General features: G+C 38.1%; 17 protein-coding genes and 1 riboswitch. Of the genes, 5 read left to right on the top strand and 12 right to left on the bottom strand.

What is annotated here, in order from left to right; all coding sequences use genetic code 11:
- Window position 1: 1 nt before the first annotated feature.
- Entirely contained in the window at window positions 2-748 is a 747-nt protein-coding gene (locus J5J05_RS12155) for a metallophosphoesterase family protein (RefSeq protein ID WP_208560932.1), read from the bottom strand.
- A 247-nt stretch (window positions 749-995) separates the two neighbouring features.
- Between J5J05_RS12155 and J5J05_RS12150 the strand changes: the two genes are divergently transcribed.
- Genes J5J05_RS12150 through J5J05_RS12140 form a run of 3 tightly spaced genes read left to right on the top strand, consistent with a single transcriptional unit; the run spans window position 996 to window position 3,803 of the window.
- Window positions 996-1,859: an efflux RND transporter periplasmic adaptor subunit gene (locus J5J05_RS12150; RefSeq protein WP_208560931.1), complete on the top strand. Its 864-nt coding sequence runs from the start codon at window positions 996-998 to the stop codon at window positions 1,857-1,859.
- A gap of 14 nt (window positions 1,860-1,873) precedes the next feature.
- On the top strand, window positions 1,874-2,593 hold the full coding sequence (locus J5J05_RS12145) for an ABC transporter ATP-binding protein (protein ID WP_208560930.1): 720 nt from the start codon (window positions 1,874-1,876) through the stop codon (window positions 2,591-2,593).
- Complete coding sequence (locus tag J5J05_RS12140) at window positions 2,583-3,803, top strand: ABC transporter permease (protein ID WP_208560929.1); 1,221 nt, start codon at window positions 2,583-2,585, stop codon at window positions 3,801-3,803. The genes J5J05_RS12145 and J5J05_RS12140 overlap by 11 nt, the downstream gene beginning before the upstream one ends.
- A gap of 53 nt (window positions 3,804-3,856) precedes the next feature.
- Here the strand turns inward: J5J05_RS12140 and J5J05_RS12135 are convergent, their stop codons facing one another.
- The 4 genes from J5J05_RS12135 to rsxC form a co-directional block, all read right to left on the bottom strand.
- Entirely contained in the window at window positions 3,857-5,329 is a 1,473-nt protein-coding gene (locus tag J5J05_RS12135; protein WP_208560928.1) for an NCS2 family permease, read from the bottom strand.
- A 188-nt stretch (window positions 5,330-5,517) separates the two neighbouring features.
- A riboswitch (purine riboswitch) is annotated at window positions 5,518-5,615 on the bottom strand.
- 196 nt (window positions 5,616-5,811) lie between these two features.
- Window positions 5,812-7,182 carry a glutathione-disulfide reductase gene (gene gor / locus J5J05_RS12130; protein ID WP_208560927.1) on the bottom strand — a complete coding sequence of 457 codons (1,371 nt, stop codon included), beginning with the start codon at window positions 7,180-7,182 and terminating at the stop codon, window positions 5,812-5,814.
- Between the two features lie 281 nt (window positions 7,183-7,463).
- Complete coding sequence (locus tag J5J05_RS12125; protein WP_208560926.1) at window positions 7,464-8,480, bottom strand: RnfABCDGE type electron transport complex subunit D; 1,017 nt, start codon at window positions 8,478-8,480, stop codon at window positions 7,464-7,466.
- A gap of 6 nt (window positions 8,481-8,486) precedes the next feature.
- Window positions 8,487-9,812 carry an electron transport complex subunit RsxC gene (gene rsxC / locus J5J05_RS12120; RefSeq protein ID WP_208560925.1) on the bottom strand — a complete coding sequence of 442 codons (1,326 nt, stop codon included), beginning with the start codon at window positions 9,810-9,812 and terminating at the stop codon, window positions 8,487-8,489.
- 250 nt (window positions 9,813-10,062) lie between these two features.
- Between rsxC and J5J05_RS12115 the strand changes: the two genes are divergently transcribed.
- Window positions 10,063-10,776, top strand: coding sequence for an MgtC/SapB family protein (locus J5J05_RS12115; RefSeq protein WP_208560924.1), 714 nt, complete (start codon window positions 10,063-10,065; stop codon window positions 10,774-10,776).
- Between the two features lie 600 nt (window positions 10,777-11,376).
- On the opposite strand, the gene J5J05_RS12110 is transcribed toward J5J05_RS12115, so the two are convergent.
- The 3 genes from J5J05_RS12110 to J5J05_RS12100 all read right to left on the bottom strand — a co-directional run bounded on the left by J5J05_RS12110 (window position 11,377) and on the right by J5J05_RS12100 (window position 15,895).
- Window positions 11,377-13,128: an ABC transporter ATP-binding protein gene (locus tag J5J05_RS12110; RefSeq protein WP_208560923.1), complete on the bottom strand. Its 1,752-nt coding sequence runs from the start codon at window positions 13,126-13,128 to the stop codon at window positions 11,377-11,379.
- Window positions 13,125-14,879, bottom strand: coding sequence for an ABC transporter ATP-binding protein (locus J5J05_RS12105; protein ID WP_208560922.1), 1,755 nt, complete (start codon window positions 14,877-14,879; stop codon window positions 13,125-13,127). Before J5J05_RS12105 ends, J5J05_RS12110 begins: the two co-directional genes overlap by 4 nt.
- A gap of 134 nt (window positions 14,880-15,013) precedes the next feature.
- Window positions 15,014-15,895: a LysR family transcriptional regulator gene (locus J5J05_RS12100; protein WP_208560921.1), complete on the bottom strand. Its 882-nt coding sequence runs from the start codon at window positions 15,893-15,895 to the stop codon at window positions 15,014-15,016.
- A 197-nt stretch (window positions 15,896-16,092) separates the two neighbouring features.
- Between J5J05_RS12100 and J5J05_RS12095 the strand changes: the two genes are divergently transcribed.
- Window positions 16,093-16,347 (top strand): hypothetical protein, encoded by a 255-nt coding sequence (locus J5J05_RS12095; protein ID WP_208560920.1) that lies wholly within the window; start codon window positions 16,093-16,095, stop codon window positions 16,345-16,347.
- Between the two features lie 178 nt (window positions 16,348-16,525).
- Here the strand turns inward: J5J05_RS12095 and J5J05_RS12090 are convergent, their stop codons facing one another.
- The 4 genes from J5J05_RS12090 to whiA form a co-directional block, all read right to left on the bottom strand.
- A complete protein-coding gene (locus J5J05_RS12090) occupies window positions 16,526-17,137 on the bottom strand; it encodes a DUF2812 domain-containing protein (RefSeq protein ID WP_208560919.1) in 612 nt (203 codons plus the stop codon).
- Entirely contained in the window at window positions 17,134-17,457 is a 324-nt protein-coding gene (locus J5J05_RS12085; protein ID WP_208560918.1) for a PadR family transcriptional regulator, read from the bottom strand. Before J5J05_RS12085 ends, J5J05_RS12090 begins: the two co-directional genes overlap by 4 nt.
- Before the next feature lie 240 nt (window positions 17,458-17,697).
- On the bottom strand, window positions 17,698-18,663 hold the full coding sequence (locus tag J5J05_RS12080) for a Gfo/Idh/MocA family protein (RefSeq protein ID WP_208560917.1): 966 nt from the start codon (window positions 18,661-18,663) through the stop codon (window positions 17,698-17,700).
- A 427-nt stretch (window positions 18,664-19,090) separates the two neighbouring features.
- On the bottom strand, window positions 19,091-20,026 hold the full coding sequence (gene whiA / locus J5J05_RS12075; protein WP_208560916.1) for a DNA-binding protein WhiA: 936 nt from the start codon (window positions 20,024-20,026) through the stop codon (window positions 19,091-19,093).

Genomic DNA, 20,026 nt, shown 5'->3' with positions numbered 1-20,026 from the left:
GTTAACTTTCCTTTCGTAAGAGGTTATTGAACGCGTACCCTGTGTTTGGAATACTGTATTGCTCAATCATACCACTTTGATCAATAACAATGCCATGTAGCGAACCACCATAGACAGCCCCACCATCAATACCGATTTTTCCATCTCCAGAAAGCCATATAGAAGCATCTGACTGTTTTTCATTCAACATGGCGGTTACAGTATGTCCAAAAATAATTGTCTTACCTGTATTATTCGGTTGATCATAAAAGCCTTCACGAATCCAAACGAGATTTTGATTCGATGTTTCTTTCCAATCTTTGATGGTTAAGTCTACCCCTGCGTGAACAATTAGATAATTCCCCCATTCAACTTTAAGTGGCAATGATTCAATAAACGGCTTCAACCATGGTGCTTGTTGCTGCAATTTTTCTGCTAGTTCTTTCGGTTTCTTCCCCTCGATCTCCTCATCAATAAACGAATTGATCGTGACTAATCCACCATTCATTGCGTAATTCTCAATATACTGTTCTGGATGATTCATAAAGTTTAATAGCATTTCTTCGTGGTTCCCTCTAAGACAGATCGCACCTTCTTCCAATACCAACTGTCTGGCGCGTTCAAAACAAGCTTTTGGATTTTCACCTCGATCTCCCAGATCTCCTACAAATACTAATTGCTGTTTTTCTCTATTCCATTTCTGTAACAGCTGTTCAAGCATCGTTATTTGACCATGGATATCGCCGATTACAAAATAGTGCTCCTTCATTTTATACTTCCCCCTATAAAATTCAGTTATTCTAATGTATGTCTATTCTACCATACACCTTCTAGACAACCGAACCGACTGATACTGATTTCAACATTTATCTTTTAACAATCAATCGGAACAAATCGTTTTACTGTTTTAATGGAGGCGTCAGAAATCTTCGATTTTTCTTCATGGATATCAATCATGTCGACAGCTATAATGGAGGAATGAACAAAATTGTGCGAAAAGAGAGGAAGCATTATATATGAATGGGAAAAAATGGTTAAGTGTTGTGGTGTTAATCGTTGTCGTGGGATTTATCGGATTTAGTATTTGGAATAGTTCACAAGATGAACCAAACACTACTGTCCGTGCGGCCGATGTAGTCACAGACGATGTAAGAGAAGTTATTGCATCGAATGGAACAATCGTTCCTTCAGCATCTCAAGAGGTGTTAGGTCAAGGAATCGTTACAGACGTAAATGTAACCGTTGGTGACACCGTAGAGGAAGGCGATACACTCGTCACTTATTTAGATGGTACAACGTATACAGCGAATTTTAATGGAACAGTCACAGAAATGAATGTTGCGGAAGAAGAACCCGATAACAATGCACAACAAGGCCAATCATCTATCGTTTTAGCTGATTTAGATAACTTAGAAGTAACTATTCAATTATCACGATCAGATGCAACTCTTGTATCGGTCGATCAGCCTGTCGTATTGACTTATGCCAATGAAGAATATCAAGGAAAAGTTTCTAGCATTGATCCAGTTGCTACACAAGAACAATCACAAGTTGGATCTTCAACTTCTCTTGGGGCTGTCGTAACATTTGATGAAAAACCAGAAGGGTTGATAGCTGGATTTGAAATAGACGCAGACATTACGGTTGCTTCTGCAGATCAAGTATTAGTCGTTCCGATTGAAGCCATCAACTACGATGACGATAACCAACCTTACGTTTATACAGTCGTTGATCAACAGGCACAAAAAATAGCGGTTGAAACAGGTATTCAATCAAATACTACAATTGAAATCACTGAAGGACTTTCTGAAGGAGATCAAGTGATTCTCTCTCCTGGAGATGAAATTTCTCAAGATGTTCAGGTCGTAATCGAAGATTAAAAGGAGGTGTTCTCTTGATTGAGATCAAAAATATAGAAAAGATTTATCGAATGGGTGGAGAAACTTTGACAGCACTGAACAAAGTCTCCCTTTCTATTCAAGAAGGAGAATTCACTTCTATCATGGGGCCCAGCGGCTCAGGTAAATCAACCCTAATGAATATTCTCGGTTTACTCGATCAGTTTGATAGTGGTACTTATTTTCTTAATGGAACTGACGTATCCAGTATTTCTGATAATGAACGAGCGCATATCCGAAACAAAGAAATTGGTTTCGTCTTTCAGTCTTTCAATCTGATGACCCGTATGAGTGTACTTGAGAATGTTATGTTACCACTTGTCTATGCTAAGGTACCTAGAAAAGAGCGCAAAGAACGTGCGACAGAAGCCTTAGAAAAAGTAGGTTTAGGTGATCGTATCAACCATTTAACGAATGAAATATCTGGTGGTCAAAAGCAACGGGTGGCGATCGCAAGAGCAATCGTGAATAACCCTTCGGTTCTCATGGCTGATGAGCCTACTGGTAATTTAGATTCCAAGACCACAGAAGATATCATGCGTATTTTTCAGGATTTGAATGATGAAGGTACCACCATCGTAATGGTTACGCATGAACCCGAAATGGCAGAGTATACTAAACGAATCGTCCATTTCAGAGATGGTGTGCTTCGTAAAAACGAATACCTGACACCTAAACGATTGAATCAGACGGAGGTGGATGGACATGTTCTTTAAAGAAAACCTAAAAATGGCGCTGGACAGTATTTTTGCCAACAAAATGCGGTCATTCTTGACTATGCTCGGTATCATTATTGGTATTGCTTCTGTTATCGCCATACTCGCTGTCGGAAATGGTGCGGCTAGTGAAATCACTGGTACTTTCAGTGAACTAGGCGCAACAACCATCCAATTAAGTGCAAGCGACTCAGAACAAGGCGGTGATGCCTTAACGGAGGATGATTTGACTGTACTAAAAGAATCCATTGATGATATTCGCTACATCTCTTCTGATGGACAAACACAAGGTACAGTATCCTCAGATGATGAATCTCGCCAAGCGGTGATTTCTTATGGTTCACCTGACTTGCAGTATGTCAGTCAGGCCATGAGTGCTAATTTAGTTAGTGGTCGTTATTTTAATCAAAATGACTATGATGAGTCAGCTGATGTCGTTGTCATTGATGAAGATACAGCAGAGGCTTTATACGGAAGAACAGATGTGGTCGGTGAAAATCTACGCGTAACTGCAGCTCAAGTGCCTTTAAACTTAAGAATCGTTGGTGTTCTTGAAGGACGATTCGGCGATATGCAGGGCTCGTTTGATACAAGTGAGCTACCCGTTTTCGTCGCAATACCCAATTCAACGATCGGTAATACGATTCCTCAATTTTCCGGTATCAGTTCAGCAACCATTCAAGTCGGTGCGACTGAACAAATCGAACCAGTCTCTAATCAGATTGTTCGTTTGCTTGAACTGAGAAATAATGCGGTAGGCGAAAATATTTACACCGCAACCAACTTCTTACAGGCATTAGATCAAGTGGATAACGTTTTAGGACTCTTTATCAACTTTATCGCTGCTGTAGCAGCAATAGCATTACTTGTAGGCGGTATTGGTGTGATGAATATCATGTTAGTATCTGTTACAGAACGAACAAGAGAGATTGGTACGCGTAAAGCTCTTGGGGCAACAACCAATACGATACTCACTCAGTTTTTGATGGAATCCATCATTCTCAGTTTGATTGGTGGTTTGATTGGCTTAACACTCGGTATTCTTCTTTCCAATGTCATTGCCGGTTTCCTGGATATTATTCCTAATGTTACCTTGGGTAGCGTTGCGCTTGTCTTGATTTTCTCAACAGCTGTCGGTGTATTCTTTGGTATCTATCCTGCTCGAAAAGCAGCAAAACTAGATCCGATCGAAGCTCTCCGATACGAATAATAAAAAAGGCTTCCGTCAAATCCAAGAGGATTTGACGGAAGCCTTTAATTTTTTTAGATATTTGCCATTACAATAAAATTGATAATGAATAAAGCAGCTGTTACCCAGATAACCGGATGAACCACTTTTGCTTTCCCTTTAACCACTTTAGTAATAATGTAGAATACGAATCCAGCAGCGATACCATATGAAATACTATAAGCGAATCCCATAAAGATAGAAGCAAAGAACGCTGGAACAGCTTCTTCCATATCATTCCAGTTGATTTCTCCGAAAGCTGACATCATCATGATCCCAACTACAATCAATGCAGGGGCTGTAGCAGCACCTGGTACAATCGCAATAACTGGTGAGAAAACAGCAGCTAACAAGAACATCACACCGGTTGCAACACTCGTCAGACCAGTACGGCCACCCGCTCCGATACCTGCGGTACTTTCCACAAATGTCGTAACATTCGATGTACCAAATATTGATCCAGCAGTCGTAGCGATTGCATCTGCAAATAGTGCTTTTTCTAGCTTCGTGTTGATGCCTTTTCCTTCATCCATTGCTTTCTCGTCGTCCAAAGTAAAGATGCCGGTTTTACGACCAGTACCAATAAATGTACCGATTGTGTCAAAAATATCGGTTAGCGTAAATGCAAAGACCGTAATAAAGACTAAGGCATAACGTGATGGATCCGCTAAGAGAGACCCAAAACCTTGTGAACTAAAAGCAGCACCAAATGTCGTGCCTAACTCAGAAAAAGCTGAACCAATGGAATTAGCAGGGTTCGTTAAACCTGATAAATCTGTAACCCCCATTGGAATACCAATAAAAGTTGTTGCAATAATCCCAATCAGAATGGCACCTTTTACATTAGCAATCAAAAGGATAATCGTAATCACCAAGCCAATGAGGCCCAATAATACATGAGGTGTAGTAAATGCAGTAAGATCAGGAATGATTCCCCCACCTGTTACAACTGTATTCAAACCACCTTGATAAGTTTCGTTCGTAGCATCGAATGCCTGATTGTTTGCAGAAATAATATTTGGGGCTTCAGAAGTGAATTCTAAAAAATCAGCATTTTTCAATCCGATATAGGCAATAAAGACACCGATACCCCCACCGATTGCATGTTGCAATGTTTCAGGAATCGAATGAATGATCATTTTACGAATGCTCGTCATCGTGATAAATATGTTGACGATACCGCATATAAATACCATTGCCAAAGCTTCTTGCCAAGAGAACCCTAAATTAAATACCACTGTGTATGTGAAGAAGGCATTTAATCCCATTCCCGGTGCTTGTGCGTAAGGAACTTTTGCGTATAACCCCATGATTAATGTCCCGATTGCTGAAGAGATGATCGTTGCTAGAAAAACTGCTTGTGAAGGCATCCCTGTTAGCGATAAGATTTGTGGATTAACAAAAACGATATATGACATTGCAAAGAATGTTGTGACACCTGCGGCGATTTCACGACCGACATTCGTATTATTTTCTTTCAACTGAAAGTATTTTTCAAACACTGACATGACCCTCTTTCAAAATAGTTGCTTCGATTATCGAAGTCCTTGTAATCAAACGCTAAGCTCATACTAAAAAATACGTTTTATGTTAATACCCAAACACCTCTAAGCGTGTGTATTGTATAAGAGCATATAAAAAAGGATGAGAGAACTCATCCTTAAAAAGTATATTAGACTCACAAAAAACAGTACAAGCTGTCTTCATTAAGCCTAATAGTCAATCTTTTAAGGTGATTGGTAGAAACATTAGCCCGTATCGCTAAACTATATTAGACGTTCTATACAAATTCATTTCCAATTATAATCTGTACTATTTAAAAAAGCAAGGCAATTATAGAACATTCGCTATTTTACTACCTTTAACGTTCGTGTTTAGAAGCAAAATTGCAGTCAAACCTATTTTAACTTTCGTATAAAGACTGATATGACGATGATGGAAAAGCTTTCAAAAAAAAGAAGAGAACTCTCTTACAAGTTCTCTTCTACACCTATCTCATTGTCACGAATTCTTCTGCCGCAGTTGGGTGGATAGCTACTGTGTCATCAAAATCAGCTTTTGTTGCCCCCATCTTGATTGCTACAGCAAACCCTTGAAGCATCTCGTCCATTCCTCGACCAATACCATGTAAGCCAACGATTTTTTCATCTTTACCTATACAAACCAATTTCATATACGATTTCTGTTTGTTTCTAGTAATCGAACTGTGCATGGAGGTAAATACTGATTTATATACTTTTACCTGGTCTTTTCCGTACTCATCCATTGCTTGTTCTTCTGTCATCCCTACTGTACCAATTGGTGGGTGGGTAAAAAACACTGTTGGGATATTATTGTAATCAAGATACAAATCGGTTTTCCCGTTGAACAGTCTTTCTGATAATCTTCTTCCCGCTGCAATGGCAACAGGCGTCAACTCCACTCTACCAGTTACATCTCCCACAGCATAAATATGTTCGGCTGTCGTATTTTGATACTGATCTGTCTCAATATAGCCATCAGGATATAAGTTAACACCCGTCACTTCAAGGTTCAAGCCACTTGTGTTAGGCGTTCTTCCGGTTGCCCATAAAATCAAATCAGTCTCGTGAGTTGTTCCATCTCCAAAGTACATAGTGTAAGAACCGTCTTGGTTCTCTTTTACTTCTGTGACAGATTTATTGGTGTGTACATTTTTCCCTTCAGCTTCGGCTAATGCTGTAAACCCTTCACGAATAATCGAATCAAATCCATGTAATGGTGTTGATTTACGAATAAATTGATGTGTATCTGCCTTAAAACCATGGAAAATACCACTCATCTCAACACCAATGTATCCACCACCAACAACAGCTATTCTTTCAGGTAGTGCTTCTAAATCAAACACCCCATCAGATACGATTCCAAATTCACCACCAGGAATAGATGGACGCTTAGGTTTCCCCCCTGTTGCCAGTAGTATACGTTTTGCTGTATATTGTTTCCCTTCTACTTCAACAGTATGGGGATCGACAAACTTAGCATAACCTCTAATCAATTCAACGTGATTGCTATCTAGTCCATTTTTATAAGCACCATGCAATCGTTCAATAAATAGTCTACGATTTTCTGCCATTTTTTTGAAATTAAGTTTCGGCACTTCACTTAATTCTAAACCATAATCTTCTGCATACATATCTAACTCTTCCATCATCTCAGAAACATGCCACATAACTTTTTTCGGTACACAGCCAAGATTGACACAAGTGCCTCCGAGATCTTTTGCTTCGATCAAGCCAACTTTGGCACCGTGCATTCCCGCACGATTTGCAGAAGCGATCCCTCCGCTACCGCCACCAATCACAAGATAATCAAAGTGATTTTCATTTGTCGATTTTGTCATTTCTCTCATCCTAACCTTTTTTATTCACTTACTAATTGTACATTATTTTATACTGTTGACCTAGTACCTATTCAAAAAATGAATCATATCTTAATCATTATCGTTTGTAATCCTCATAATTGCATGAATATTGATTAGGTTAAAATGATAAACGGTATTATATATTTATTTAAATAGAACGATTAAATAATCTAGCTAGTGTCGTATTCTGTTCATCTGTCTAAGGTATTTCAAAAGCACCTTTTTCCTAATTAAACTGAAGAAAAAGGTGCCCTTATGGTTTATCTATTCAACTCTCCCTGACGATCGTATTTCGTTTTCGGTCGACTCTTGTGACCATATATTCTCGGCATCAATCTACCATCGATAAATGGTGCTAACAAATTCATAATGAGTATGGCGAAACCTACTCCTCCAGGATAATCAAATACAATTCTGAAAAAGGCCGTTAAAAATCCACAACCAATCGCAAAGACCGTTTTCCCAGCTGGTGTCAGCGCTCCTGAACTATAATCAGTGGCCATAAAAGTCGCTGCAAAGAAAAGTGTTCCTGTCAGCGCATGGGTCATCATAAAGTCAAAGTTAAAGCCACTCCAAAAACCCATAACAACAACAGTCGTTAAAATATATAAAATTGGAATTTTCGGATGGATCACTCTTCTAAAAATTAAGTATAACATCCCAATCAGGATAGCAAGCTTTGACGTTTCACCAACATTCCCACCAAGATTTACACCTAAAAACAAATCCCATAACTTAGGCACTTGTTCAGAGACCGTCTGAGCCCCATCACCGATAAATTCTAGCGGTGTCGCGCCTGCCACGGCATCTACTCCCCAAGCACTTGGCAAAACCCAATTCGTAATCCAAGGTGAAAAGAAAGCTTTCAACATAACTCGGGCAGCGACGGCAGGATTAAAATAATTTTTCCCGATACCTCCGTTTAATTGCTTAACAATAATAATAGCAAACATCGATCCGATCACAACAGTCCAGAGTGGCGCTGTAACGGGTAAACTTAAACCAATCAACATACCGGTAACGCAAGCACTTAAATCATTGATTTTGACTTGCTGATAACGAATCCTTTGGTAAGCATATTCACTTAATACTGCTGTTCCAATACCTACAGCTACCATTACAAGTACTTGTAATCCGAAAAAGAAAGTCGCAGCAACTAGTGGGGGAACAAGTGCAATCAATACTTGTCCCATCAACCAAGCTGATGTTCTTTTAGAACGGATATGGGGTGAGGGTCCCATTTGAAGGTTTCCTCTAACATCTATTGTCTGTGCCATAAGTGATTACCCCGCTTCCTGTTCTTTAATTGCAGCTTTAGCGGCAAGGATATTATCTAGTAACGGAATTTTTGAAGGACAGATGAACGAACAGTTTCCACATTCGATACAATCCATCGCGCCCAATTCTTTCGCTTTTTGTAAGTTCCCTCTATCGAATGCATCACTAATTAAAATTGGTTGCAAGCTGACAGGGCAAACATTCAAGCATTCTGAACACATAATACAATCTTTTTCTTCCCCTTCATCTGCTTCAGCAGGTGTTAAAACGGTTATGGCCGTCGTACCTTTAATGATTGAGATACCTAAGTCAGAAATTGGTTTCCCCATCATCGGTCCTCCAGAAAGTACTTTCCCTGGAACTTCAGAAAATCCACCACAATCTTCAATCAACGAGTCAATAGGCGTTCCAATTTTAACGCGTAAGTTTTTAGCCTCTTTGATTGGTGTACCAGAAACAGAAACAATTCTGTCTGTTAATGGTTCTCCAAATTCACAAGCTCTATAGCAAGCTCGAATCGTTGATGTATTCATCACAACACAACGCACTTCTGCCGGCAAACCACCTGGTGGTACTTCTCTTCCGGTCATGGTTTTAATTAAACCTTTTTCAGAGCCTTGCGGATACATTGTTTTCAATGGTTGCACAATAACGTCGCGATAACTCGCAGTCGCTTCTCTCATTGATTTAAGTGCATTGGGTTTATTATCTTCAATACCGATATACACTTTTTTAATCTTTGGAAATAATTTTCTAATCAGATTAATGCCACTCACAATTTCTTCGGCATACTCTACCATTACTCGATTATCAGACGTCGAATATGGCTCACATTCTGCACCATTTATAATAAAGGAATCAATGGTCATCCCCGGAGGCGGGCTCAGTTTTACTGCCGTAGGAAAGGTAGCGCCACCCATTCCTACGATACCTGCTTTACGAACCGTTTCAATAATCTCATCATCTGTCATGTGAGCTGACTTCCCAGGCTCAACGATTGGTTCATCTTTAATATATTCATAATCATTTTTTATGATAATCGAATCAATCTCTCCACCTGTAGAAGGTCTTTTCTCCACTGCAATAACTTCCCCTGAAACTGAAGAATAGATATTGGCAGAAATAAACCCACCAGCCTCAGCAATCATCTGACCGACTTTCACTTTGTCGCCAACTTCAACAATTGGCTTTGCTGGTGCACCAATGTGCATGGACACTGGAAAAATCAACACTTTAGGAATGGTCGCATCTACAATTGGGATTTTCCTGGTTCTGTCTTTTTTCTCTTCAGGATGTGACCCACCCTGTTTTTTCATAAAAGAAAACTGCATATCGATCTTCCTCTCTAGAATTTTTATGTATAGTTTCTGTCTTCAATAACTGATTTTCTAATTTATCATTATTATTACATTTTAATGATGATAAATTAGATAGTCTTAATTTGATTATACAGAACCCCTCTTCAATATAAAAGCATTTTCATCTATGATTTTTCAGATAAAATTTAACTTAACTTTATCTGTCTTGTTTAGTATGATAGGACATAAACAAAGAAATTTTCTGCAGGGGAGATAAAGCTGGATGATATTTACTAATCTAGAATTACTATTGAGGTTACTGATTGCGGCTTCTTTAGGAGGAATCATCGGTTACGAGCGTGAATTAAAAGGGAGAGACGCTGGCATTAGGACGCATACGCTTGTCAGTCTCGGCGCCGCTATAATCACATTAACGCAACTTGAAGCCAGCGAATGGGTCATCGAGTTCGCAAGAGCGAACACTGACCTGGCACCCATTGTTACGACAGATATCACAAGGCTGACAGCACAGATCGTAAATGGTATCGGTTTTTTAGGCGCTGGAACGATTATTGTTAGTCAAAAAAGCGTGACTGGACTGACAACAGCTGCTTCTATTTGGGCAGTGGCTAGTCTTGGAATTGCCGTGGGAATGGGGTATTATTTCATGGGTATCTCCAGCACACTTATTATGTTAGTTGTTTTGAGATCCGTTAAAACAGTCTTTAAGATTGAAAGAACACGTCAACTTGAAGTTCGCTATGTTAATAGAAATGAGACATTGCGTTATATGGAAGCTTGTTTCAAAGAACATCAGATCAGTGTCGTCTCTACTGACCACTCTATCACCTATCAAGAGGATGGTTCTTCTGTTTGTCGTGATCTATATACCTTACATCTACCCGCAAAATTTAATATGATGGGCTTTATAGCGATTCTTGGAGAGAGTAAGAATATCTTCGAAATCAATACCCTTAAAACAGCGCTAGATAACTAGAGATCTCATACAAAACAGCATAAAAGACGCAACATATCAATTCAGTTGATATACTGCGTCTTTTATTTAGGGTTACATCAGGTGAGTACTCTATAAGAGTATTTCAAATTTGCTAAGTTTCCCCATTACATACGGAGCTATTAAAAATAAACAAATTATTAAAGCAGATATACTATTTAGAAAATGCGTTAGCATACCTACTGTAACCAAAATGACAAGTAAACTAGCCAGTATAGCAATTTGCTTGAACAAGCTGAGAGTAGATTTGGCTAATAAAAATAAACCGATAGGATAAATGCCAAATAGTAGAAATGGCCAATGTTTCCTTGACACATACTCACTCCTTTATGATCTATTTAAAATGGGGACGTCTTCTTAAAAGAAAGCCCTTTTTATTCAGTATGCCTTTCTAACATAGAATTTTCAACTGATTTCACATGATGTTACTATCTATTAAAATTTTTAGAGTGGTTGTCTATCACCCAATTATCACTCTGGTACAAGGCAATTTATTTCCCCACATACCATCTGCTAACAGTTACTAGTGGCAATCACACTAAAAAGGAGCGAAACCGGCGAGGGTTTCACTCCTTTTTTTAGTTATTTGAATTGCGATTCATGTAGACGATAGTAGTAGCCTTTTTCTTTCATTAGCTTGTCGTGATTTCCCACTTCTACAACGTTTCCTTTGTCCATAACCAATATGACATCTGCTTCTCGAATAGTAGATAGTCTATGTGCAATCACAAAACTTGTTCTGCCATCCATCATTTTTAAGAAAGCTGTTTGAATTCTGATTTCTGTTAATGTATCAACGGAACTCGTCGCTTCATCTAAAATTAGCATTGGTGGATCTGCCAACATTACTCTGGCAATGGTCAATAATTGCTGTTGTCCCGTAGAAAGCGAAATCCCTTTATTTCCTAATTTCGTATCATATCCTTTAGGTAACCGTTCAATAAAAGAATGCGCATAAGCAGACTTAGCTGCTTCGATAATCTCTTCATCTGTTGCATCAGGTTTACCATAAAGTATATTTTCTTTTACTGTCCCATTAAATAGCCACGTGTCTTGAAGAACCATCCCAAAGCTTGTTCTTAGACTGTCTCGTGTATACAATGTACTGTCTTTTCCGTCTATTTCGATCGTACCATGATCTAGTTCATAAAAACGCATCAGCAAGTTAATCAGCGTCGACTTTCCTGCACCCGTTTGTCCTACAATAGCAACTGTCTCTCCAGGTTCAACGGAGATCGTCAAATCTTTTATCAATTCAACTTTTGGATCATAAGAGAACGAAACATTTTTAAACGCTACTTTCCCATTGGGATTCTCCATGACGATGGCATCAGGTGCATCTTGTTTCTCAATTGGCGTATCGATAATATTGAAAATTCGACTCAATCCAGCTACAGCTGTCTGAACTTGTGTCATAATACCAGAGATTTCAATAAATGGCTTAGAAAACTGTGATGAATAAATCACAAAACTTGAAATCGTACCAATCGTTACAGACCCTGTACCATTAATAACGAGTAGTCCCCCAATAACACCGATCAATAGATACGAAATATGATCAATAAATCGACTGGCAGGATTTGTTACGGAAGACGCAAATTGTGCTTTTTGTCCCCAGTTATATAAATCCATATTCATCCCTTGGAATGTATGTTCCATTTCAGACTCGTAATTAAATGCCTTAACCACTTTCTGACCCGTAATCATTTCTGATGCATAGCCAGATAAATTCCCTAAAATATTTTGTTGCTTAGTGAAATACTTTTGAGAATAGTTTGCGACAAGCCATCCAACCAAAAAGAATAGTGGTGTAATGAGTACGATAACTAATGTTAAAATTGGACTCAGATATAACATGAATCCTAGAGAAGCAATTATGATAATCACACCCGTAAACAAGTTGCTCAATATCAATACTAATGCTTCTGATAGACTTTCTAAGTCATTCGTAAACCGACTGACTACATTTCCGTGACTCGTACGATCAAAGAAACTAAGTGGTAATTGATTCAACTTGAAAAATGTATCCACTCTTAAATCTCGTACAATCTTGAAAGAGACTTGATTTGATAAAACGCGAACCAACCATTGCGATAATACGGTCAGTAGATAGGCAACGCCCAACCAGATCAAAACGCTATAGAGTGCTTTGAACTCGACTTGTCCAGCTCCAACGAGCGCATCAATACTGAGACCGATAAGGTATGTTGAGGCAACTGTTCCAACACCTGAAACAATACCAAAAATCAGTGCTACGATTGCGATCAGTTTATAATTTTTCATGTAACCAAGTAATCTATTTAAGTCAGAAGGACGGATAGGTTTCTTTTTCATTTCGTTTCCTCCTCCAATAAAGTCGCTGCCGGATCTGTTTGTGATTGATAAATTTCTTGATACGTTTCAGAGTGAGCGAGTAATTCCTCGTGCGTACCTTTCCCATCAAGTTTACCGTTATCCATAACGAGTATTTGATCAGCAGATTGAATAGAACTGATTCTTTGAGAAACAATAATTACTGTCGCGTCTTTAATTTCTTTCAAACTCTCTCTTAGTTTGTAATCTGTTTCGTAATCTAACGCACTTAAAGAGTCATCTAAAATAACAATTTTCGGTTTAGAAACTAGCGCTCTAGCAATCGTTAACCTTTGTTGTTGACCACCAGAGAAGTTTTTCCCATTTTCTGAAACCGGTGATTCAAGACCATCCGGCATACTTCGAACGAATGCTTCCATTTGTGCGATACGTAGTGCTTCATATAGCTCTTCATCTGTTGCATCTACCTTACCCCATCTCAGGTTTTCAGCAATGGTTCCACTGAATAGCGTATTTCTCTGAGGAACAAATCCAATCAACTGTCTTAATTCCTTAAGCTGAAAGTTTGAGACATCTTCATCGTACACTGAGACTTTACCTTTCGTAGTATCATAAAAGCGGGGAATCATATTGATCAAGGTACTCTTACCGCTACCTGTAGCCCCTGTTATACCTAAAACATTTCCAACAGGTACGGAGAAATCAATGTCTTCCAATGCATTTGCGGCATCCGCATCATAATCGAACGATACGTGATCAAAATGTATAGCTGTTTTTGGTTTTTGTGCGACATCTTTTAACGTATACGTTCCAGTTGCATCTTCTATTGTTACAGTTGCCTCTAACACTTCATTGATTCTTGATGCAGATGCTTGCGATTTCGTGAAGATAACGACGAGGTTAGCTACAACAATCAACGCCAACAACATTTGGTTCATATAGTTAATCAAGGCAAGCACTTCTCCCTGAAATAGTGCGCCGTTATTCGTTTGAATCGCACCGATATACAAAATGATCATAATTCCGATGTTCATCACAAAGGTCGTCGCCGGTGTCATCAGTGCTGATAGATTATTTACTATAATGTTCGCTCTTGAAAGCTGTTCACTATTTTCAGTTGATCGTTTTGCTTCATAGCGTCTTCTAGCAAATGAACGAATCACACGTACACCACTCATATTCTCACTAACCGTTTGTGCCATCTGATCCAATTTTAATTGTACTTTTTTATATAAAGGAACCGTGATCCACATAATCGTTCCAAGAATAATAGCGAATATCGGTAAGAGTACCGCAAAAACAATGGCTAATCGTGGACTGATGTAAATCGCCATGATAATGGATCCAATGCTCAAAAAAGGTGCTCGAATAACGAGTCTAATCAACATTGCTAAGGCAAGCTGTAACTGATTCACATCATTAGTGACTCTCGTGATTAATGTTGAAGAACCAAAGTCATCTATTTCCTTATGGGAGAAAGTATTGATTTTTTTAATCAGTACTTCTCTTAACTCTGTACCAAAGCCTTGCGAAGCAACTGACGAGGAGTATTGACAAACCATTGCGAAACCGAAACCGACTACTGAAAGTATCAGCATGAATCCGCCCATCCTTACGACATAGGCTGTGTCTCCTGCATTGATTCCTTTGTCAATCAACCTTGCTAATAAAATAGGTAGGAACAATTCAAATACTGCTTCCAGTAGTTTCGCTATTGCGCCCACATATGCATATCTCTGATTTTTCTTTGCGTATTTAAGTAAACGTATCAAGATAAATGAGCCCCTTTTTAATTTTCCATTCTTTCTCACTCTTAAAAGTGTATAGAAGTTACTATAAATGAACAAATACATATTTCGTTTGTAAGTATACATCAAATGGTATACTTACAACTCTTCTATATAGATTATAATGATTCAATAGATTTTGCAAAGGTTTCGATAAATTCCATCACAAGCGGCGTATATTGTCGGTCGTTTTTTGATATAACGGCCATCTGTGTGTGCAACTCTTCAACATTTACTTCTTTATAGATTAACTCTTTTCGATCTTGTTCCGTCAATGCTGATAGTGGAACGATCCCGACTCCAAAACCTGCTCTTGTCCAGTTTAAAGTTGTTCTCGCATCATCATTTCTACATCTTATCGAAGGTGTAATTTGTTCTTTCTCGAAAGCAATATTGATTAATTCTGCGAAACGTCTATAAATAATCAGTGGTTGTTCGTACAATTCAATCAGTTCGATTGAACGCTTACTCTTTCCATAATTTTTCCCAGTAGGAAAAACCGCAACGATCGGTTCAGTTTTAGCGTAACGAATCGTTAACCCAACTTTTTTGAAAGGGGTCCGCACGATTCCAACATCAATCACTCCCTTTTCAAGCATTTCGATAACTTCATAACTATTTCCCTCATGAATATCAAATTGAACATTCGGATACTTTCCTGCAAAATCCAATATGGACTGATCCGGTATGATCGTACTTGAAGAAGAAATTGTTCCAATCGATAGCGTTCCTGCATTGCCTTTTTTGAACAACTCCATTTCTCTGTTGGTAGCTGTCGTTAAAGAAAAAATCTGTTCTGCTCTTTGTTTTAATAATTCTCCTGCAGGTGTTAACGTAATTTTTCTAGAGCCTCTTTTCATCAGCTGTACACCTAAATCCTCTTCCAATAATCTTAGCTGATAGCTTAGGGGTGGTTGAGCAATATGTAGCTTCTTAGCAGCTGCTGTAATTTGTCCTTCTTCTACAATCGTCAAAAAGTACTCTAATTGTTTTAAATTCATCTAAATCTCTCTTTTCTTTGTGGGTTCACCAGTGTCGTTGCTTTCAAATGACTTATTTGCCTTATAGACTATTATAACGAAAGGACAGTCTATCGCGTACTGAAATCACTAAGAATATGTCATAATCATATAAGTTTAATTTTTCTGCCATCAGTTATATGATAGAGATACGCTTATCAAGGAAGGAGGCGCTCGAATTGGCTACTACTAACGCACCATTCCCATTGATTAATACTGTCCAGTCTGGACTAGGTACGACCGATATTGAAGTGAAAAACGGCTCTATGGATTCAGTACAAAAAATTGTCGTTGAAGAAGAAAATGTTGTATTTTACGTTCTTCCAAACGATTTATTTTTATATTCTCACCCTTTATCTACAGGAAGAGAATGGCATTCAAATGGCGCAATTTCTTTAAACGAAGAAGATAAATTAGTTATTGAACTGGTTTAAGTCAAGACAAGTTACTATTCGTAGTCGAGATATTTTAATCTCGGCTACTTTTTTAAAACAAGTTTAAAAGCAACAAACTAAAGACAGCTATCGTTACAATAGCTGTCTTTTTGTTAACATCTTATTTGATTTTAGCTGGCACTTTTTTTGACCATTCCTAACTATTACGATCAAATAGCTAACTTGCTTTCCAAAGCAGCCGAGATTTTATGTAGTAGTAGACACATATGATTGCTGATACAGGAAAGAGATACCATAAAAATCCTCTTGCCAATGCAAAGGGTGTTTCAAATAAAAAGGAGAACCAAAAAGATAGACCATTTGATTGCCATAATCCAGGAGTTAAATAAAGCGATTTAGGATTCAAACTCTTTACTAGATTTGACTCATCAAAAAATACGATTGTTAAAGATATAAGAAATAGAAAATTACTTCCAAAATAATACATCATTTTTTTGTACCTCGTTGCTTTCGACTTTCCGTCTGAAAAGATATCGTATTCTTCTTTAAAAGCTTCATTAGTCTCATCTTTTTTAAAGTACTGTTTTCCTGAGGACTTTGTTCCTGCTATATGGATCCATCCCGAATCTTCAAATAAAGCAATGTAATCTAAGTAATCTTCGCGATGTTTAAATGTTTGATAATCTATCCTATAAACTGATTCGCTAGTGTCGTTTTGTTCAAACTGGTACCCTATTTTTTTATTCTGGAAACCATGTCCTTTTGTGCTCATTTCCCTCAACCAATTTTCTTCCTTAGTAAGATCTAAAAAAAATTTATATTTAATCATGATTCTCCTCCTTTCATACAATCGTTCGTTATGTTTACCATGTGTACCATACGATCATGATCCGCTCTCAACAATTCTGTTCCTTTTTCTGTAATGATATACGTTTTCCTTCTTTTGTCTTCACTTTCTGTTGGTTTGATCAACTTTGCTTTAAGAAGATTATCCAATGCTCCATAGAGCGTACCGGCTGCCATTCTGACTTGACCCTCGCTCAACATTTCGATTTTTTGCATAATTAAGTACCCATGCGCGGGCTCGATCAATGCGAGTAAAATATAATACACTGTTTCTGTTAATGGTAGATTCGAATCTCTATTCATTTACTTCCCCCTCCTTTTTATACAGTTCAACTATATAGTTTGATTATATATAGTTGAACTGTATAAGTCAAACAACTTCATATTCTATTTTTTTATCAAACACAATCCGTTCATCTTTTTCACATGTTCGAATCAAATGCTATGAAAAAAAAGACCTTGTCTAAAGAAGACAACGCCTTGTTTCTCACTCTATAGCCTATTAAGTTATGAAACCCTATTCAAGAATATGTTCAAAAGGTATTAGTCTTTCTCTTGTGGATAAACGAGTTCCATCTGTCTGCGGCATTCGTCTAATAGATCCATGACCTCTATAGTACTTTGAGCAGATACTTTTTGGCCTTCTGTTTTTCCAGAACGAATTTCTTTTGCAACATTTGAAAATTGTTTACCATATAGCAACTCTTCACTAGCGTGAATCGTTTTTTCACCGTCTTCTGTCGTCAATGTAGCTTCTTTTGCCATGTGGAATTGTGGCACGGATATAGACCCTTTAGTTCCTTTTATATTAAAATAGTGACCACCATTCTCCGTCATTGATACATTCATTGTGGATTCAAAATTTGGATACTGGAACACGACTCTTTCTTTGTAGTCTACCTCATCTACTTCTCCTTCACATTGAACCGATTCTGGTAAACCGAAGAGTTCGTAACTGTATCTTAAATTGTATACCCCAAGATCCATCAGTGCTCCTCCTAACATGGAAGGCGTTGTTAATCTCGGATTCTCCTTGTAGTTAAGTGCCACTTCAAATGCACTATCTGCAGATACGATATCGCCTATCATCCCTGAACGTATCCATTCCTTCACTTGTAAAGCTATTTCGTTATGCCACGTCCACATCGCTTCCGAAACATATACATGTTCTTTTTTTGCATAGTCAAACAGTGCCTTACTCGCTTCTGCATTTACCGTAAAAGGTTTTTCACATAAAACAGCTTTTCCATTTTTGATGGCAAGTTCAGTATAATAACCGTGTTGATCTCCATTTACGTTAACATAAACCCCTTCAACTCCCGGTGCATTAATGGCTTCTTCAGCTGTATCATAGACCGTTCCACCAAATTTTTTCGCAAAAGTATCTGCTTTTGATTGCGTTCGATTCCACACTGCAACAATCTGATTATCTTCTGTTTGTATTAATTCGCTTGCCGTACCTTGCGCAATACCACCACAACCAATGTAAGCCCATCCAAATTTTTCCATTTTAAATATCCTCCGTTTTAATGTCAGTTAATCTGATGCATGAGACAGGCTCAAGCGCTCAAACCGACAAGTTACTTTAATCCTTATTCTGTAAATCTAATCCATGCTACTTGATAGTAACACAATGGGTGTCTCTTCTAAAGTAAACGCCTTCTTAATTTTCATCAATTCTACTATCGCTTGTTTACTATCATTAGGGTTGGGATTAACTGTAAAATAAAAAGGGTAGAAACGTTTATAAATCAACGTTTCTACCCTTACTTGACCTCACCAGAGGGAATCGAACCCCCAGCTTGAGAACCGGAATCTCAGGTGTTATCCATTACACCATGGTGAGTGATCACTCAATTAACTAGTTTACTTTAAAATCGTCTTGGATACAAGGTCGAATCCCGATAAACCATTACCGAGATTCTTTGTACTTGAATCAGGCTGGATACTGTTTCAATTCTTCAGCCATTTTATTCAGCTTTCTCAGTCTATGATTCACACCTGACTTCGATACGCCTCCATTAGGTACAAGTTCACCCAATTCTTTCAAACTAATGTCTGGATACTCTACTCTCAGTAATGCAATCTCTTGTAATTTATCAGGAATCGAATCTAACCCAACCATCTGATCAATTAATTTAATATTTTCAATTTGTCTACTGGCTGCATCAATCGTTTTATTCATATTGGCATTTTCACAGTTCACTAAGCGATTAACAGAATTCCGCATATCTCTTACAATACGAACATCTTCAAATTTAAACATACTGCCCGTCGCACCAATTAGAGAAAGGAAATTGGCGATTTTTTCTGACTCTTTTAAATAAACAATGTACCCATTTCTTCTTTCATGTGTACGACCATTCAACTCAAATTCTTTCATCATGTTACAAATATCTTCATTGTGCTCTTCATAACTAGAATGAATTTCCAGATGATATCGACTAGTTCCTGGGCTATTGACCGATCCGCCAGCCAGAAAGGCTCCACGTAGATAAGATTTTGCTTTTTGTCTATTCTTTAGAATTTCATCCGGCACATGCCCGTGATATAGCATGCCGTCCATAATACCTAACTCTGATAATATCAGCTTACTGCCGTTCTTTAAGCGAACGATGTACACATTATTTTTCTTTAATTTCATTTTTTTACGAACAAGCAATTCCGACTCTACATCGAAATTGTCTTTGATCAATGAATAAATTCGTCTAGCAATTGCTGCATTCTCTGTTTGAACATTCAGTAAAAACTCCTGATTAACGATACTGAGCGTTCCGTTCATACGAATCAATGCCGCTAACTCTGCTTTTGCGTGTTCTGGATGAACCTCTAGCATCGTTAACTCTTTTTTTACATCAGCTGCAAATGACAT

The sequence above is a fragment of the Marinilactibacillus kalidii genome (assembly GCF_017599325.1).
GTDB classification, from domain to species: domain Bacteria; phylum Bacillota; class Bacilli; order Lactobacillales; family Carnobacteriaceae_A; genus Marinilactibacillus; species Marinilactibacillus kalidii.
The sequence above is the reverse complement of the archived record's forward strand: the minus strand, read 5'-3'. Positions and strand labels throughout refer to the sequence as shown.

Coding starts and splice junctions, on each gene's coding strand:
- J5J05_RS12155 (WP_208560932.1), bottom strand. CDS start 748: ATGAAGGAGCACTATTTTGTAATCGGCGATATCCATGGTCAAATAACG.
- J5J05_RS12090 (WP_208560919.1), bottom strand. CDS start 17,137: ATGATTAAATATAAATTTTTTTTAGATCTTACTAAGGAAGAAAATTGG.
- J5J05_RS12100 (WP_208560921.1), bottom strand. CDS start 15,895: ATGAATTTAAAACAATTAGAGTACTTTTTGACGATTGTAGAAGAAGGA.
- J5J05_RS12080 (WP_208560917.1), bottom strand. CDS start 18,663: ATGGAAAAATTTGGATGGGCTTACATTGGTTGTGGTGGTATTGCGCAA.
- J5J05_RS12115 (WP_208560924.1), top strand. CDS start 10,063: ATGATATTTACTAATCTAGAATTACTATTGAGGTTACTGATTGCGGCT.
- whiA (WP_208560916.1), bottom strand. CDS start 20,026: ATGTCATTTGCAGCTGATGTAAAAAAAGAGTTAACGATGCTAGAGGTT.
- rsxC (WP_208560925.1), bottom strand. CDS start 9,812: ATGCAGTTTTCTTTTATGAAAAAACAGGGTGGGTCACATCCTGAAGAG.
- J5J05_RS12085 (WP_208560918.1), bottom strand. CDS start 17,457: ATGAATAGAGATTCGAATCTACCATTAACAGAAACAGTGTATTATATT.
- J5J05_RS12125 (WP_208560926.1), bottom strand. CDS start 8,480: ATGGCACAGACAATAGATGTTAGAGGAAACCTTCAAATGGGACCCTCA.
- J5J05_RS12140 (WP_208560929.1), top strand. CDS start 2,583: ATGTTCTTTAAAGAAAACCTAAAAATGGCGCTGGACAGTATTTTTGCC.
- gor (WP_208560927.1), bottom strand. CDS start 7,182: ATGACAAAATCGACAAATGAAAATCACTTTGATTATCTTGTGATTGGT.
- J5J05_RS12150 (WP_208560931.1), top strand. CDS start 996: ATGAATGGGAAAAAATGGTTAAGTGTTGTGGTGTTAATCGTTGTCGTG.
- J5J05_RS12110 (WP_208560923.1), bottom strand. CDS start 13,128: ATGAAAAAGAAACCTATCCGTCCTTCTGACTTAAATAGATTACTTGGT.
- J5J05_RS12135 (WP_208560928.1), bottom strand. CDS start 5,329: ATGTCAGTGTTTGAAAAATACTTTCAGTTGAAAGAAAATAATACGAAT.